The sequence below is a fragment of the Brevibacillus antibioticus genome, assembly GCF_005217615.1.
Taxonomy (GTDB): Bacteria; Bacillota; Bacilli; order Brevibacillales; family Brevibacillaceae; genus Brevibacillus; species Brevibacillus antibioticus.
This window is the reverse complement of record NZ_SZNK01000002.1, coordinates 1-15010: the sequence shown is the minus strand read 5'-3', so window position 1 is coordinate 15010 and position 15010 is coordinate 1. Positions and strand designations below refer to the sequence as shown.

Below are 15010 nucleotides of genomic sequence, written 5' to 3'. Positions count from 1 at the left end.
TCGTAAATCGGACACGAGAGCGAATAGGGGAGTGGCAACAATAGAACGCGCCCCCAGAAGTGAGACACCCGTCATTCAACGCCAACAGCAGCCGCCGCCGCCAAGAGAATGAGGTATTAAGGACATTCTATCACGAAGTGTGCCGTTTGTCCATCCTACAGCAAAAACGTTAACGGGTGGTAACGGTTGTGAACGTTCACGAAAGATGGTACGAACAGACGTTTGCCAATTTTCTTGTACTATCGTAATATAAGTATAGAATGGTTGTACTTTTACAGTAGACGGTAATCGTATTCTGTTGTCGTAGACGTTTATCGTATGTTGTCGCTGTGTGGGTTACAATTGATTTGTGAGTGATATTGTCAATGTGTTGTACACTACGTTTTAATGTGTTGACACTTTGAAAAATTTAAGATATTCTTGAACCGTGGGAGGGTTGAGAATGATTGGAGAATTTGTCAAACATTTGCGAAGTAAGAAAAGGCTGACAGTGATTGAAGTATCCTATCATGCCGATGTATCCGCCACTACCGTCTATGCATTAGAAAGAGGGAGGGATTTTAAAAATAGCAATTTAGAACGAATCGTACAAGCTCTTGGTCTTGATATGATTGACTTCTATCAGTTGTATGGTACGTGGCTTAGTACAAAGAAAAAATCTGTTAGTTAGGATGAAGCTACATGATCAATAAAAATAAAAACGACACTTGCTCTGTCGGAAAACGTGCAAGTGCCAAAAGGTTGACACCTGTATTGTAGCGTATTCCAGCCATTCAATCAACATCCATTTCTTACCTAAAGGAGAATGAACATGCCTAATTTAAACGTAGTTGCTTTAACCGGAAACCTTGTACGTGACCCGGAATTACGCTACACACAGAATGGTACACCTGTTTCCTCTTTTACTATCGCGGTAAACACAGGATTCGGAGACAGTGAAAAAACAGCTTTCGTTCCTTGCGTAGCATGGCAGAAGAGAGCAGAGTCCCTAGCAGAACATAAGAGACAAGGAGACGAGTTACATATTCGTGGGTTCTTGCAGACTCGTTCCTATGAAGATAGTAACAGTGGTCAGACTAAGTACGTTATGGAAGTTGTTTGCGAAGAAGTGAACTTTGGACGATCTGCTCAACGAGATCAAAACAATGCTTATTACAATGATCAATTCGAAGAACCTAACAATCAAGGACAGAATAATCAGCGTCCGAACAATCAACGACAAGGGAATCAACGCCAACAGAATAATCAGAGACAGCAGAACAATCAGCGACAATCGAACAACCAACGAGGTCAAAACAACCAGCGTATTCATAACTAACCAACGTGTAATTCAAGACAACCCTACTATCGCTTGGTAGTAGGGTTTCTCTAAACATCGGAGGAGTGAACGTTGTCCAAGAAAACCAAAAGGTTGACACCTAAACAGCAAGAAACAAAGAAGAATGAAGCCTGGTTCAAACGACATACCACATTGTTTTTGAAGAACAACCCGAAGGCATCCGCAAACGAGATAGAGAGAACCTTTCGTCAAAAGGGTGGAAAGATTGGTCATGCCAAGGCAAAAGATATTGTCCGAGATAAAAAGAACCGTTCTCTCGATGTCTCCAAGCGCACAGGTAAGATCAAACATCATGAAGTGAGCAAGAAGGACAAACGGAAGTATAAAGCTCCATACACATACGTGATGGGTTATCGACTTGTGAGCGACCCACCTAATGCGGAAGCTCGACATATTACCATTGTCCGTAATGATAAAGCTTCAAGAAGTGATTTGATCAACGAGGTCGTATCAGCTCTTGCAAGCTTCGACATGAAACAACAACAATACTACGGTTATGTAAAAGACGGTATCCGCGAAGTGTTTCTACTTCATGCCTACCGAAACACGGGGAAAGCTGGTATACCTGTGATCTATGCGTAGGGGGATGGGCAATGAAACGAAAACCACATATTCTAACCAAAGGTAAAACCAGTAAGACACCTGATCGCATTGTATTCTTCGACAGTGAATCTCATGTTGCTATTGATATCACTGAGGAAGAAATTCAAAAGGTGCTAGATGGGGAACGTGTATTTAAAAAGCATGAACTCTATTTGATTTGTGCCAACTTCTACATTTCACGAAATGGGAAAGAAAAACATGAGTATCATGATTATCATGGTAAGGCATTTGTAGAACGATTCTGGCAGGATGTGGACGACTTTACAAGGTGGCGAGGGAGAACGTTTATGTTCGCGCATAACGCGAAATACGACACACTTGTAACATCGTGTGTTCCCATGCTTGTTCAATTGGGTTATGAGGTGTTAGGTTTCTCTGACAGTAACCCGTTTATTCTCCGTTTACGTAAGTCGAGAGGTACTGGAAAGATTGACCCTGAAACAGGTGAAGAGAAGATGGAACATAAGTCCATTGTGATTCTTTCCAGTACGAACTACTATCAGCAATCTCTTGAATCGCTAGGTCGAGCTTTTCAATTAGCAAAACTCGAACACGACCATACAGGAGAAACACCCATAGAAGACTCTATCACTTATTGTAAACGTGACGTTGAAATTCTTACAGCTTCCATGCTGGCTTTCATGAAATTCATACGTGATGAAGAGCATGGGAGTTTTGCTGTTACGGTTGCAGGACAAGCCTTTAACAGTTTTCGAACGAAGTTCATGGAACAAACGATTTACATTCATGACAACCGAAACGCGATCAAAGTGGAACGTGATGCCTATGCGGGTGGACGCAATGAGTGTTGGCACATCGGAGAAGTACCAGAAACGGTGTATGGATTGGATGTGAACTCTATGTACCCATCCGTTATGATTGACGGTATATTCCCCGTGGAGCTGCTCACGTTTCGCCGCAAGATGACCCTAGAAGGTTTGTGTAAGAATATCGAAGAAGGATTCCTGGTGTGCTGTGAGGCAAGAGTAAAAACAGATTACCCAATCTTTCATTTGAAAGAAGAACGGTTGATTTTTCCTGTGGGAGAGTTTTGGACAAGTTTATCCACTCCCGAATTAGTAGAAGGCTTACAACGTGGATTGATTCAGGAAGTGAAAAACGTATGTGTGTATCGTGGTGAGAAGATATTCACCGAGTACGTTGATTACTTCTACAACCGGAGACTGGAAGCAAAACGAGCAAAAGATAGTATTCATGACTTGTTGTATAAGATTTTTCTAAACAGTCTCTATGGAAAGTTTGGTCAGAAGGATGTGAAATGGGAGAGGTTCGATGATACCGAGGCAGATGAGATATGGAGTGAGTACATGATATTTCCCTCTGGTATGACATTGGTGAAAGCCTTTGGTGGGGGAATGTTCAGAAAAGCACAAGACGCCGACAACGAAGAGGCATGGAATTCCTTTTGCGCCATTGCTTCACATGTGACCGCCATGGCACGTATGATGCTTTTCGGCTATGCGGAGAAGGCAGGACTTCACAATGTATATTATATGGATACCGATTCCCTTTTTGTTAATAAGCTGGGATACAATAAGTTAAAGGTTGCGGGCGTGATTGATGACATGGCTCTAGGTGCTTTGGCTTTGGAGAAGGTAGGAACTCTTACCATACACGGCTGCAAGGACTATGTATTCGTCGAAGATGAAACAGGTAAACAACACACCAAAATCAAAGGTGTACCATCCAAAGCAAAAATGGTGGGAGAGTCGAAGGAAGGAAAACCGATGTACATTACAACACAGTGGATGGGTTATAGTAAGGCATTGAAAAATGGAAACATGACGTACTATGAGAACGAATTGATTGTAAAGGAATTGAAACGTGAATATGAAAAAGGTGCAACCGACGTCGCAGGTCGAGTTACACCACACCGATACATTGTTGTTTAGTTATCTCCATTCTATATTAGTATTGACAGATTTACAATTACAAAAACTGGTGGGCGTGTGATACAATCGCTCGCCTTTTTTGTTGTCTACGGTTAACGTTCACTGTAATCGTAGACGTTCGTATACATTAGTTAACGTTGCGTGTATTCTAAACCTATCAAACATTCAAGAGAGGTGATGATACTGGACGGTATAGAAGATGTATACACCATTGAAGAACTTTATGAATTAAGAACACTTTTTCAAGTGGAGATCAAACGTTATAGAAAGAGACTTAATGAATATGAGTTCCTTTTGACCAATGTTGATTCATCCATTGCGGCAATCAAAATGAAAGGAGATACCCCATGCTCAACTGGTTACGAAACCGCAAACGTGCAAAAGTAGTCAACCGCGCACCGATCACCACATTGTTTCCCCTCAATCTCCAATACTTCTCCGAAGAACCCCCCGCAACACCGCCTACCAAAGATGAAAGTGAGGATACCCCACAATGGGCAAAGACATTAATGAGCAAACTGGAATCGCTGACAACCCCACCGAAGGAACCGCAAATAAAAGACGTCCCCGAGGTCAAGGTAGTGGAGGAACCCGAAGACGACAACAAAACCAAGGTAACGAAAGTACCAGCACCACCCAAGGTAGTGAAGGAGCAGGAGGAACCGCAGGCGAAGAAGTCGGGTCTCTTCAACTGGCTCTGGTAGAAGGGGATGACTCCCCAAACGTACCCGTTCCCCCATCAGCACCCCCGCGAGCGCAACGCGCTACCACCCCAAAGAAAAAGAAGAAGCCCGCCCCAAAAGTACAGTCCACCCTTGAAGCAACAAAAACAGCGAGTGCAAATATTGCTCAACTCATTGTCGCGGTATCCGCTGTAGCAAGTATGCGTTTGGGTGACCATTGGGCGATCTCCCCACAAGAGGCGCAAGCAATCGCTGACCCAGCAGCGCGTATCATGGCACGTCACAATGTAGTCGAAACCATGAACGCTTACTCTGACTATTCCGCGCTGATCATTGCGGCAGGTATGGCTGTCATCCCTCGTGTTCTGGCACATCAAACGAAACAACCTAAAGGAGTGAAAGTACAAAGTGGACAACCAACTCAACCAAGCAACACCCCAAGTAACCCACCAGGTCATTCCGAACAGCGGACAACGAATGCTACAAGTGATGGACAAGGTGATCTATACCTTTCTACCGGAAGCGAACATTCCCATGGGAATCAGCTTAACGCTAAAGACTTTGTTACCCAAGTGGCTTCCGTCTGACATATCAGATGAACAGGCAAGTCAAGTCATCCATGAGCTGAAAGGATTTATTGCTTATGTGGAAAGTGGAGAACAACCAGCTAATCATCCAGAAGCATAAATGTGTTCTTGTCCTGAACCAACGGGACGTGGATGTTATGTTGAACAAACATCCCGACATTTTACTCGATGCTGTAAAAAGGGGAAAGTATCACAAACGTGCTGACCAAAACATGAAACGTCGCGTTCCCCACCATCGTACATTCGACCCTAAAGTTGAATGGAGGGATACCCTTGGCGAAGAGAAGACGTAGAGGGGAACAACGAATCCCCAACACCCAACACACATTCACAGCAGGACGTACAGGGTCAGGAAAGTCGGTTTGTCTCCAAGCGTTCACCGCTGGTTACGATCGTGCTGCCTGTCTCGATGTGAAGCTAGAATTTACGTGGGGTGATTTTGTCCACCCTGATGATGTCCGCATTATTACCCGCCTCGATGAACTCCCCACGGTAGAGGAACCCAAAATCATCTATCGCCCTCAGTTATCCGAAATGACCCTTGAACACTATTCTGAGTTTTACTTTTGGTGCTACTACGAGGAAAACATCGTCTGTCTATCAGACGAACTCATGGGCATTTGCCCAAATCCGCATGTCATCCCCGAAGGCTTAAAAGCCATCCTCACCCGTGGTCGCTCCAAACGTGTTCCCCATTGGGGAGCGACACAACGACCATCAGGGATTCCCCAACTGTGTATGTCCGAAGCCTCCCATTTCTTCATTTACGATCTCAACCTATTGGATGATCGGAAAAAGCTCGTTCATATCACCGGATGCCCCGAACTCATTGAAAAGCCCAACATGGGCGAAGACTCCGAATTCCACTACTGGTACTACAATGTGCAAGATGAAGAACCCACGAAGTGTAAACTCATTCTCCCCGAATAATCTATTCTTCCTTGAAAGGGGTGAGGACAATGTAACCACATAGTCTCCCACCACACCCAATAGGAAAAGAGGTGAACCCCCATTCGAAAACAATACATCCCCGTTTTAACACTCCCCGAAGGTGAAGAACTCCGTTTCATCCATCAACCCTCCCGCAAACTAGCGGAAACAATCCTCGAAGAAGAACTGAACAACTCTCCTGTCGCTGCTGTTGGCGAAATCAAAGAAGAGTACGTGAAAGGAGGCGAAGACGAGTAATGGAAAACGGAAAACTGTTTGGTATCGGCTTGAAACAAGCCATCCTCTTGTCCCTGTTTATGATCGTGATGTTCGTTCTTTGGAAAACACTCTTTACGAAATATCCGGTGAAGGGTGTCACAGAAATTGTACAAGCTGCCTAGAAAGGAGAGCTGTTCATGGGTTTGACTGCTCGCTGGTTCATGCAAACGTTGGCGTCTGCCATGGTCGTCCTGGTCTTCATCTGGATGATTAAGAAGGTTGCCAACAAATACAACGTTCCTGTCGTTCAAAAAATTGTAAACGAGGTGTAGCCCTTTGGCACAAAAACAAATTACTCCCCAACAACGTGCAGCACTCTTTGCACAAATGACCCGTCAGAACATGCAACCCATTTCGTCTGTTGCGGGTGCTGAAAACTCCCGCGTCACGCTCAACCTACCACAAACGCGCTTGCTACATCGTACGCGCTTGATGGTACAAGCCACACTCAACGTCAAACACGCGAGCGCGACCAACTACGTTCCAGCAGAGTTTGCCCCGTTCACACTCGTTGATAACATTCGCTTCGAAATGAATAACGGGTTTGCACCGGTTACGCTGTCCGGTCGTCAGTTGTATTTACACAACATGATGCGTGAGAATGCGGACGTGTTGGAAGTCAAACCGAACGGTCGAGGGAAGAACGTCCAAGGACTGGTTGCTTCTGCTGCTGGTACAGATAACGTGATTCGCTTCCATTTGGATATTCCGAATGGTCTCAATGATCGGGACGCGATTGGTTTAATCCTGTTGCAAAACCGCGAGACGGTAGCCAATATCCATATCACGTTTGCTGATCGCAACGCGCTTGTGAAACCGGGTCAAACCGGATACACACTCGACATTAAAAACATCACCGTTACCCCGTTGGTGGAGTCGTTCTCCATTCCACAAATCCCCGAAGCTCTCCCGGATCTCTCCATGCTGAAATTGATTCAAGCCACCTCTTACGACCAAGCAGGTGCAGGGGATGTTGTGATCAAGCTTCCAGTGAGCACCACCTACCGCAAATTGTTGTTCCTCGTCGAAGATGCAAACGGCGGGGTAGATGAGTCTTTCATCCAATCGGATATCCAGCTCATTTTCAACCAAGCGGATACCCCATACTCCGTGAACCCGTACCATTTGGCATCCATCAACCATGATCAATATGGACGACCTCTACCAAAAGGTTGCTGGGCATTTGACTTTACCTACCAAGGAACAATCAACTACAGCTCGGGTCGGGACTATGTAGACACGGAACGCCTGACAGAATTCTGGCTGAAATTTAAGGCTGCTGGCGCGTGCAAAATTTCCGTTGTGTATGAACAGCTCTCCCGCCTGCGCTAATACAGGAGAGAAGAAAGGAGAGTGACCCATGTCCGCATTGGATAATCGTCCGTATCAAAATGGAATGTTTGCCATGGCTGACTTGTACCCATTGTCTCCGGGGTCGTGGTCAACACAATCGTTGACCATTCCGGAAGACGTGGAAATCACCATGTATGGTGTGCAGCAGGAAGAGAGTATTAAGAACTCAGCAGAAGTCCATGCAGAGAAAACAAGCGCAAATGCAGGGGCTACCCCTGTCTCTCAAAACAAGTGGTCATTATGGATAGGACTGGCGGGAATTGTTCTACTCGTCATTCTCCTGTCCCGATAATCAAGGAGGTATGTTTATTGGAAAGCGCACTGTTAAATGAAATCGGTCAATGGATTAACCAATACGGATTCCCTGTCGTGGTTGCTGGCTATTACATGATCTTTCAGCGCAAAGAAACACAAAGTCTGAAAGATGCCGTCAACGCAAATACCGAAGTCATGAAATCGGTGTTGGCTCGACTGGGGGAGAAGTAGATGGATAAAACCTTCCTGCTCATACTCCTGATCTTGGGGCTATGGGTAGGATTTAAGATGGTGAAGTAAATGGAAAAATCCGTGTTGTACCTTATCCTCGCGCTACTGGGCGTGTACGTGGTATTCGCTGAACTGTTCACCGACAAGAAGCCCCTTTCTCGCCTGATCACGAAAATGGGTCTCCCCGATCTCCCCAACTTCTCCGATGTTCTGACCTCCAAATGGAAACCAACAGACGGTTCCCACGACCCCAACAAAGACAATATTAGCTGGGGGACATGATATGCAAAAATTCACCGAATCCCTATGGTTTGTGATCGCGTTTCTCTTCGTATCCGCGCTTCTACGAGCGTTCGTAGGAGAACGCGCTACCCTATGGTTTTTACTGCTGGTGCTGCTTGGGATGTTGACCGTCAACGCTTCCAAGCTCAACAAGCTACTATCTTTCTTTACGAAAGGGGCATAGCCCATGATGAGTAAAGTCTCAGACTGGATTGCTGGAATTGGGATGCTGATTGCCCTGTTCCTCATTCTCTCCCGCTCGCGTGAAACGGTGTCAATTATCAACTCGTTTGCCTCCAACGCGACTGCTGGAATCAAAGTATTACAAGGGAGGTAACGCCTGTGCTAGATGGTAACCATCGTATATATGCAGCTCATGGCGTGAAGGGGTTAGAGCGTCCGCTCTATATCCCTTCTCCCACACTCGGGGTCGGTGCTGCTGAAACGCTAGGCAGCGTACCCGTTCAATTTCAAGTCCAACAAAAACGTCCTACACGTCTCCTACTGATGGATATGTCCGACGACTTCACCAAAGGAACCATCGACGGGCGAAGTTACCAACTAGACGAGTCCATGTTTCCCAGAACGGGTTATATAGGGGATTGGATTACAGGAGGGTAGCCCATGGCGCAAGTCGAGGTTATTGAAGACGTGAAACAATCTGTCGGTCGTGTGGGAAAGAACAAGGTCTTTTGGATTGCGGCTGCTGGCGTGGGCGTGATTGCCCTATTCGTCTCCTTCAACCGGAAAAAGAAAAAGCAGGACGAGGACGAGGAAGAACATGTCAGGTATTCGATTGAGCCAGAAGACTATGCGGGATACCCGATACCGTCACGTGCTGAAATAGGAGACTGGCGTGCCAGTATTTCACAGCTTGAACGCGAGTACAAAGACCAGCTTGACGATACCAACAAGAATTGGAAAGACAAGTTTGAAGATCTCAACCAAACGTGGCTTGATAGAATCATGCAGGAACAAGACAAGGATAAACAAGTCCAAGACCAATTACGTCGACAGTTGGAAGAGTTGCAAAACCGTGCACCTAGCTATGTAGAGGTTCCTGTCTACTACCCGCAACCTTCTCCCGTTCCCACGACTCCTCCTGTCACTCCACCTGTCACTCCTGACCCGCCTATTGTCGTGAATCCTCCCACAACAACCAAACCAAAGCCCACACCGAAACCGGACATTCATCCACCCTCCAACAACTATTCGGAAAAAGAAAAGCGATCGAAAGAAGACAAGGAAATGGAAAAGAAAATTCGTGACGACATACGCAAGGAACAAGATCGCAAAGACGCGATCGAGCGTGACAAGCAAGCGCGTAGGGATGATGCTTGGCGTGAGCGTGACGATGATGGAGATGGAATGAAAAACTGGTTAGACAAAGATGACAAAAAAGCTCAGCGTGATAAGCCCGAGCGTGGGGGTGGCGGATGGAACTGGTTATAAAAGGAGGGAAGCTCCTTGTCTACCAATAAACAAAAGCGTATCAATGACATTCTTCCTGTCGCTCGTGCGTTGCAATCCCAATATGGAATCCCCGCATCTGTCACCATAGCGCAAGCAATTCAAGAGTCGGGGTGGATGACATCCACCCTTGCCTCTGTTTACAACAACTGGTTCGGCGAAAAGGCTGGTTCTTCGTGGCGGGGAAACAAGGTCAAAATGCCGACCAGTGAATACGTCAATGGGGAATACATCAAAGTGGAAGCGAACTTCCGCGCCTACACGAGCATGGAAGATGCGATAAAGGGACGTGGGGAACTACTTTCCTCGTCCCGTTATCAAAAACAGGTTACCGGGTCAAACAGTGTGGAGGAATATGTGCGCGGTCTAAAGCGTGCAGGATATGCCACTGACCCCGACTATGACAAAAACCTAATGGGGATTATCCGGTCAAACAATCTCACCCAATACGACACACCAGGAGTCTACAAAGGGTCGGGTACATGGAAACCGACTGACCCGATTGACACCGGGAATATCAAACCAAGACCGCGACCAAAACCGGATACAGGGGGAGGAAGTTCCCCTGTTGCTGCTGGTGAACTCAACGCGCTCAGTCATATCGTTCGTGTGATTGCTCTGCTCGTTGTGGTGATCTTTACTCTGTTGTTTGTACTCAAAACGTTGGACGTTTCCCCTAGCTCTCTTATCCCCGCTGGACGTGCATTGAAAGGAGTGAAAGCATGACCCCTACACAAAACATACCCAAACGTAAACACATGACACAAGTGGTGCGCATGAATGCAAAAACCCGCGAAGTCTTGCAAGGGATTCCGCTGGACTATGAGTTTATCAGCATTCATAATCCGACGAATAACACGATTGCTATTTATGAAGGACAGGCAGCAGAACCCTACCAAGGAGCTGCTCGTATCGCAGTCATTCAACCGTATCAAGCCAACACGTTCCCGATTCCGAATCGTTCTGACTTCACCCTCGCGTTCACGGACGGAGGAGGCAGCACCACCGACATCAAGGAAATATCCGTGGTGTTCTCCGTAGAAAATTTGGGGATTAACACCATGTTAGGTGTGGCTGGTGGCTCAACGGTCACCCTTACAGCGGACGCTGTTGGGTTGGCGCGTGGTACCCAGCTCCCCACGCAACTACACACGAATGGAGGGTTGAAAGTGCATGTTCTCAATAGTGAAGCCGCTGACACCAATTTCTATTCGGGAGCATTAAGTACAACAGACGAAGACCTCTTTATCACGCAAGGAAAAACCCGTTTGGAATCGGTCACGCTTTCCAACGACGACACAACGGATAAAAAGGCGACCATCAATGTGAACGGATTCCCCCTGCTTGCAATCGTTCCCTCGAAAGGGTCTGTCGTCGTAGATGCTCCACTTGTTGTTCCCTCTGGCGTAGCGATCAAAGGAAAGGCAGAATCCGCCTTGGTGTATGTCTCCATATCAGGGAAGGTGATTAGCTAATGGAAATCTATCCAAAACCAATGCCCATCTACGGGTCAACAAATCCCGCTGCTGTCTTTCCTGCCAACATGGGAAACGGTGGAGGCTCCATATCTGACCCATTGCTGGAAGCTCGTGTGACCGCTGTTGAAACTAAAAATAAGGAACAGGACAGGAAGGACGAAGAACATGAACGTCTTGCGCTCCTGAATGGAGGGACAACCTAATGTCTCCGATCTACACGACTGTTCCAGCAATGGGCGGGACGGACTATGCTCTTTCTCAAAAGGTGCAACAGTTGGAATCATGGAAGACGAATGTCGTTGAGCCTACTATTTCTACCCATGATCAAAAGATTACAAACGCTTCTACAACAGCTACAAATGCGCAAGGCGGTGTGGACACGCTTACGCAAAGACTAAATGCCAATGACGCGAAAGACCGCGACCAAGACAAACTGGCATGGACAGGGGGTACACAATAATGCCTGTCGTACCAAAAGGTTTAGCTACTAGGAAATTACCGTTAGCAGCAACAGCGATCGTCTCCGCTACTTCTACAGGTGGTATAACCATTAAGAAGATAGCCATATTCAACAGCCACACTTCAAATGTCACGTTTTACGCAACAAAGCAGATCAATAGCGTTGTCTACAACCTACTTGAAATTGTCCTCGCACCAAAAGAAACAGCGGAGTGGACAGACCCCACCCACTTAAATAACGGGGATGTTCTTCGATGCTATGCCAGTGTAGACAATGTACTCAACATAGATGTATGGGGATTGGAGTTGAGTTAACATGGCGTTTCGAAGTTCTTTGAATCGTAGGGGTGATTCTACCCCTCTCACACCTTTTGTGAAAAATATTAACGGTTCCGTCTCATTGTCGCCCGGACAGGAAAGAGCCTTGATCAAAATTATCGGGGCTGGGAAAGTAGGAGGGTTTTCGGTTTACATTGGTGACGCGCCCACACAACTTTATCGTTTCTATATATGGATTGACGGGGCAAAACACTATCTTTCATCGCCGCGATTTCCTGAGGACGTTATGGGTAACAGACGTTTATGGGAGTCTACCACCAGTGTATACCAAACTTATGGCACCAGCGAAGAAATAGAATACCGTACGATCACACTGAATGCAGATATCTATTTCAACGAAATATTTGAGTTAGCTTTCGATAACCATGCCCGTGACACTTATGGGATGCGGTGGGAGGGTCATATCTCTGGAGGGTTGCTCTAATGATTAATAGAACCCGTGATCTACATGGTAAGTCTTCCAGCTATAAGAGTATCGTACGTACAGATATCCTAAACACTTTTTTAAACGCTGGTCAATCTGTGGACTATCTTAGCTTTAATAGCACGAAGGGTGGGAGGATTGAATCTATTCGCGGCTATATTGAATCATCACAAATCACCTTTGAGATATGGATAGATGATGTGAAGATCGTGGACAGTCCTGCTATCTACTATCGATGGTCAATCGGTTCGATTGATGGAACAACCTCTACATTGAAAAAATATATCGGTGTTGAGATGGTAAGGGGTGTGGACTTCAAAAATAGTTTCAAGATTGTTCTTCGAAACCCATTAGATTCTGGTGTATCCACAACATCTCTTTGTATGACCTCTGTACTATCCGTAAAGGAGTGAGTCTATGTTTGTAGACGATCAAGGCTATTTAGTGGAGTTAACGCATGGGACAACCACCAGTGGAAACAATTATGTGTTTGAAGCGACGGTGGCGACCATGAGAATGGAAGAAGAAACAGAGACCCACCACATTGTCAAACATGTGGAAATCGACCCAAGTAAAGAAACGTGGAAATGGGTAGTGGATGAAGAAATCCCCAAGCTTGTAGACGACCCCGATACACCTGATGTAGACGAGTCCAAAACCATGTGGGATAGATTACTCTTCTGGAGGACGAAGAAATGAGTAAACAACAGACGTTCATTAAGCTCATTGCAGAGGCTGCTTCCCAGCTCCATCAGGAGTACGGGATATTCGCCAGCGTCAGTATTGCCCAAGCGTGCTTGGAGACAGGGTGGGGGAAGTTCATTCCCGTTGATCATAAGTCGGGCAAGAATTCGAATAACCTGTTTGGTGTGAAAGCGTTCAATAGCTGGAAAGGTGATCGTGTCACCTGTCAAACGTGGGAAGTCTATGGAGGGAAGACAGTCTCTATCATCAGCCAATTCCGCGCCTATTCTTCTATTTATGAGTCACTACGCGACCATCATCAAGTTCTACTCAACCCTCGCTATTTACGTGTGAGACAAGCCAAGACAGCAGAAGAAGCAGCACAGCTCCTACACGTTTGTGGGTATGCAACTGACCCACAATATGGGGATAAGCTTGTGGGTATTATCAACCAGTACAATCTCAAACAGTATGATTACGTGAAGGAGGACAAGAAAGTGGAGAAGGACATTGCAAATGAGATTATCACCCAATTGCAAGCTATGTGGAAAGTGTATGACCATTTAGGAATGCTGGACAAGAAAGCTCGTATGGGTGAACTAGCTGACGAACTACGTATAGCCAGTGGTCAACAAGCCATGAATAGGTAACTTTTGTACCACACCCGTTAACGGTGTGGTATTTTTTGTACAACTTTGGTAACAGACATTTACAAGTGTTGACGGAGTGTGTACAATAGACTATAGATGAAACAATAACTGGGGGATGTTTATGGTAGTGTTCCAAATCGAACCGGATACCCTTTATTCAGGAATAGTCATTGACAGTGGGTACAATGTAGACGGGGCTTTAGGTCTTGGTTATGTGGTCGAAGTGCAAGCTGCCACTGGGACGTTTGCAAAAATAGGCGACAAAGTATTTATACCAAAACACCTAGCGTTCTATCCAAAACCACAAATAGACCTGAAACCAATTCAGGAGACCATTGATGTTATTGTAGGTTTTTGAATGGAAGGGGTCGTCATTGTTGAGTCATGTTCGTAAATCCAAGATCGAACGCTACATCAAAAGATTAGAAAGTCGCTATCTTGGGTATTCCTATACATCAGATGAATACCGCACAAAGGGAGACAAAACCTTTCAAGATCATTACCAAGCAAAAGCCGAAACGTTAAAAGAAATCATACAAGATTTGAAAGAAGAATTTAATGTATAGGGTTACACAGCGTTGACGCATATTGTAAATGAGAATACAATATAGATATAGGGAGAACAGGGAAGGGGCTGAATCACATGTCGGCTACAACCACAAGAGGTACTAAACAAATCCGCATTGGTCGCGTTCATCGTTATATGGAAGAATTGGAAAAGAAGATTGCTATGTATCAAACCATGTACCGTGAAACAATGGCATCTGGAAGTAAAGACTCGGCTGCCATCCATCTAGTGAAAGCTCAAACGTTGAAACAACAACTCGTTGAAATGAAAGAATTATTCCCAGCCAGCTAACACCGCTGGCTTTTTACCGTTACCACCCGTTAACGTTTTTGCTGTAGGATGGACAAACGGCACACTTCGTGATAGAATGTCCTTAATACCTCATTCTCTTGGCGGCGGCGGCTGCTGTTGGCGTTGAATGACGGGTGTCTCACTTCTGGGGGCGCGTTCTATTGTTGCCACTCCCCTATTCGCTCTCGTGTC

General features: G+C 45.8%; 29 protein-coding genes. All 29 read left to right on the top strand.

The window, feature by feature from the left end; translation table 11 throughout:
- Window positions 1-442 precede the first annotated feature (442 nt).
- The 29 genes from E8L90_RS29825 (at window position 443) to E8L90_RS29705 (ending at window position 14818) form a co-directional block, all read left to right on the top strand.
- The gene (locus tag E8L90_RS29825) at window positions 443-670 is read left to right on the top strand and encodes a helix-turn-helix domain-containing protein (RefSeq protein WP_137033729.1); all 228 of its coding nucleotides are present in this window, start codon (window positions 443-445) and stop codon (window positions 668-670) included.
- A gap of 141 nt (window positions 671-811) precedes the next feature.
- A complete protein-coding gene (locus tag E8L90_RS29820) occupies window positions 812-1318 on the top strand; it encodes a single-stranded DNA-binding protein (RefSeq protein ID WP_162309138.1) in 507 nt (168 codons plus the stop codon).
- A gap of 72 nt (window positions 1319-1390) precedes the next feature.
- The gene (locus E8L90_RS29815) at window positions 1391-1921 is read left to right on the top strand and encodes a hypothetical protein (protein WP_137033725.1); all 531 of its coding nucleotides are present in this window, start codon (window positions 1391-1393) and stop codon (window positions 1919-1921) included.
- 11 nt (window positions 1922-1932) lie between these two features.
- Window positions 1933-3855: a DNA polymerase gene (locus E8L90_RS29810; protein WP_137033723.1), complete on the top strand. Its 1923-nt coding sequence runs from the start codon at window positions 1933-1935 to the stop codon at window positions 3853-3855.
- A gap of 347 nt (window positions 3856-4202) precedes the next feature.
- On the top strand, window positions 4203-4559 hold the full coding sequence (locus E8L90_RS29805; RefSeq protein ID WP_137033722.1) for a hypothetical protein: 357 nt from the start codon (window positions 4203-4205) through the stop codon (window positions 4557-4559).
- 387 nt (window positions 4560-4946) lie between these two features.
- Complete coding sequence (locus E8L90_RS29800; RefSeq protein WP_137033720.1) at window positions 4947-5225, top strand: hypothetical protein; 279 nt, start codon at window positions 4947-4949, stop codon at window positions 5223-5225.
- Window positions 5226-5398: 173 nt separating this feature from the next.
- Window positions 5399-6055: a P-loop NTPase family protein gene (locus E8L90_RS29795; RefSeq protein ID WP_137033718.1), complete on the top strand. Its 657-nt coding sequence runs from the start codon at window positions 5399-5401 to the stop codon at window positions 6053-6055.
- 257 nt (window positions 6056-6312) lie between these two features.
- Window positions 6313-6456, top strand: a complete 144-nt coding sequence (locus E8L90_RS30415) for a hypothetical protein (protein WP_167497650.1) — start codon at window positions 6313-6315, stop codon at window positions 6454-6456.
- Between the two features lie 15 nt (window positions 6457-6471).
- Window positions 6472-6606 (top strand): hypothetical protein, encoded by a 135-nt coding sequence (locus E8L90_RS31195; protein WP_279633718.1) that lies wholly within the window; start codon window positions 6472-6474, stop codon window positions 6604-6606.
- Between the two features lie 4 nt (window positions 6607-6610).
- A complete protein-coding gene (locus tag E8L90_RS29790; RefSeq protein ID WP_137033716.1) occupies window positions 6611-7666 on the top strand; it encodes a cytoplasmic protein in 1056 nt (351 codons plus the stop codon).
- Window positions 7667-7694: 28 nt separating this feature from the next.
- Complete coding sequence (locus tag E8L90_RS29785) at window positions 7695-7979, top strand: hypothetical protein (protein ID WP_137033714.1); 285 nt, start codon at window positions 7695-7697, stop codon at window positions 7977-7979.
- 17 nt (window positions 7980-7996) lie between these two features.
- Window positions 7997-8173, top strand: coding sequence for a hypothetical protein (locus tag E8L90_RS30035; RefSeq protein WP_162309137.1), 177 nt, complete (start codon window positions 7997-7999; stop codon window positions 8171-8173).
- Window positions 8174-8242: 69 nt separating this feature from the next.
- Window positions 8243-8455 (top strand): hypothetical protein, encoded by a 213-nt coding sequence (locus tag E8L90_RS29780; RefSeq protein WP_162309136.1) that lies wholly within the window; start codon window positions 8243-8245, stop codon window positions 8453-8455.
- Between the two features lies 1 nt (window position 8456).
- Window positions 8457-8639: a hypothetical protein gene (locus E8L90_RS29775; protein WP_137033710.1), complete on the top strand. Its 183-nt coding sequence runs from the start codon at window positions 8457-8459 to the stop codon at window positions 8637-8639.
- 3 nt (window positions 8640-8642) lie between these two features.
- On the top strand, window positions 8643-8792 hold the full coding sequence (locus E8L90_RS30030; RefSeq protein WP_162309135.1) for a hypothetical protein: 150 nt from the start codon (window positions 8643-8645) through the stop codon (window positions 8790-8792).
- Window positions 8793-8797: 5 nt separating this feature from the next.
- Entirely contained in the window at window positions 8798-9076 is a 279-nt protein-coding gene (locus tag E8L90_RS29770) for a hypothetical protein (protein ID WP_137033708.1), read from the top strand.
- 3 nt (window positions 9077-9079) lie between these two features.
- Window positions 9080-9907: a hypothetical protein gene (locus E8L90_RS29765; RefSeq protein WP_137033706.1), complete on the top strand. Its 828-nt coding sequence runs from the start codon at window positions 9080-9082 to the stop codon at window positions 9905-9907.
- Between the two features lie 15 nt (window positions 9908-9922).
- The gene (locus E8L90_RS29760; RefSeq protein ID WP_137033705.1) at window positions 9923-10651 is read left to right on the top strand and encodes a glycoside hydrolase family 73 protein; all 729 of its coding nucleotides are present in this window, start codon (window positions 9923-9925) and stop codon (window positions 10649-10651) included.
- Complete coding sequence (locus E8L90_RS29755; protein WP_137033703.1) at window positions 10648-11400, top strand: hypothetical protein; 753 nt, start codon at window positions 10648-10650, stop codon at window positions 11398-11400. The genes E8L90_RS29760 and E8L90_RS29755 overlap by 4 nt, the downstream gene beginning before the upstream one ends.
- Window positions 11400-11606, top strand: coding sequence for a hypothetical protein (locus E8L90_RS29750; RefSeq protein ID WP_137033701.1), 207 nt, complete (start codon window positions 11400-11402; stop codon window positions 11604-11606). Before E8L90_RS29755 ends, E8L90_RS29750 begins: the two co-directional genes overlap by 1 nt.
- Complete coding sequence (locus E8L90_RS29745; protein ID WP_137033700.1) at window positions 11606-11863, top strand: hypothetical protein; 258 nt, start codon at window positions 11606-11608, stop codon at window positions 11861-11863. Before E8L90_RS29750 ends, E8L90_RS29745 begins: the two co-directional genes overlap by 1 nt.
- Window positions 11863-12177 carry a hypothetical protein gene (locus tag E8L90_RS29740; protein ID WP_137033698.1) on the top strand — a complete coding sequence of 105 codons (315 nt, stop codon included), beginning with the start codon at window positions 11863-11865 and terminating at the stop codon, window positions 12175-12177. The genes E8L90_RS29745 and E8L90_RS29740 overlap by 1 nt, the downstream gene beginning before the upstream one ends.
- A gap of 1 nt (window position 12178) precedes the next feature.
- Window positions 12179-12625 (top strand): hypothetical protein, encoded by a 447-nt coding sequence (locus E8L90_RS29735; protein WP_137033696.1) that lies wholly within the window; start codon window positions 12179-12181, stop codon window positions 12623-12625.
- Window positions 12625-13038, top strand: coding sequence for a hypothetical protein (locus E8L90_RS29730; RefSeq protein WP_137033694.1), 414 nt, complete (start codon window positions 12625-12627; stop codon window positions 13036-13038). Before E8L90_RS29735 ends, E8L90_RS29730 begins: the two co-directional genes overlap by 1 nt.
- 4 nt (window positions 13039-13042) lie before the next feature.
- Window positions 13043-13324 carry a hypothetical protein gene (locus E8L90_RS29725; protein WP_137033692.1) on the top strand — a complete coding sequence of 94 codons (282 nt, stop codon included), beginning with the start codon at window positions 13043-13045 and terminating at the stop codon, window positions 13322-13324.
- Window positions 13321-13959 carry a glycoside hydrolase family 73 protein gene (locus E8L90_RS29720; protein ID WP_137033691.1) on the top strand — a complete coding sequence of 213 codons (639 nt, stop codon included), beginning with the start codon at window positions 13321-13323 and terminating at the stop codon, window positions 13957-13959. Before E8L90_RS29725 ends, E8L90_RS29720 begins: the two co-directional genes overlap by 4 nt.
- A 121-nt stretch (window positions 13960-14080) precedes the next feature.
- Window positions 14081-14317, top strand: coding sequence for a hypothetical protein (locus E8L90_RS29715; RefSeq protein WP_137033689.1), 237 nt, complete (start codon window positions 14081-14083; stop codon window positions 14315-14317).
- 19 nt (window positions 14318-14336) lie between these two features.
- On the top strand, window positions 14337-14525 hold the full coding sequence (locus tag E8L90_RS29710) for a hypothetical protein (protein ID WP_137033687.1): 189 nt from the start codon (window positions 14337-14339) through the stop codon (window positions 14523-14525).
- A 77-nt stretch (window positions 14526-14602) separates the two neighbouring features.
- The gene (locus E8L90_RS29705) at window positions 14603-14818 is read left to right on the top strand and encodes a hypothetical protein (RefSeq protein ID WP_137033685.1); all 216 of its coding nucleotides are present in this window, start codon (window positions 14603-14605) and stop codon (window positions 14816-14818) included.
- Window positions 14819-15010 lie beyond the last annotated feature (192 nt).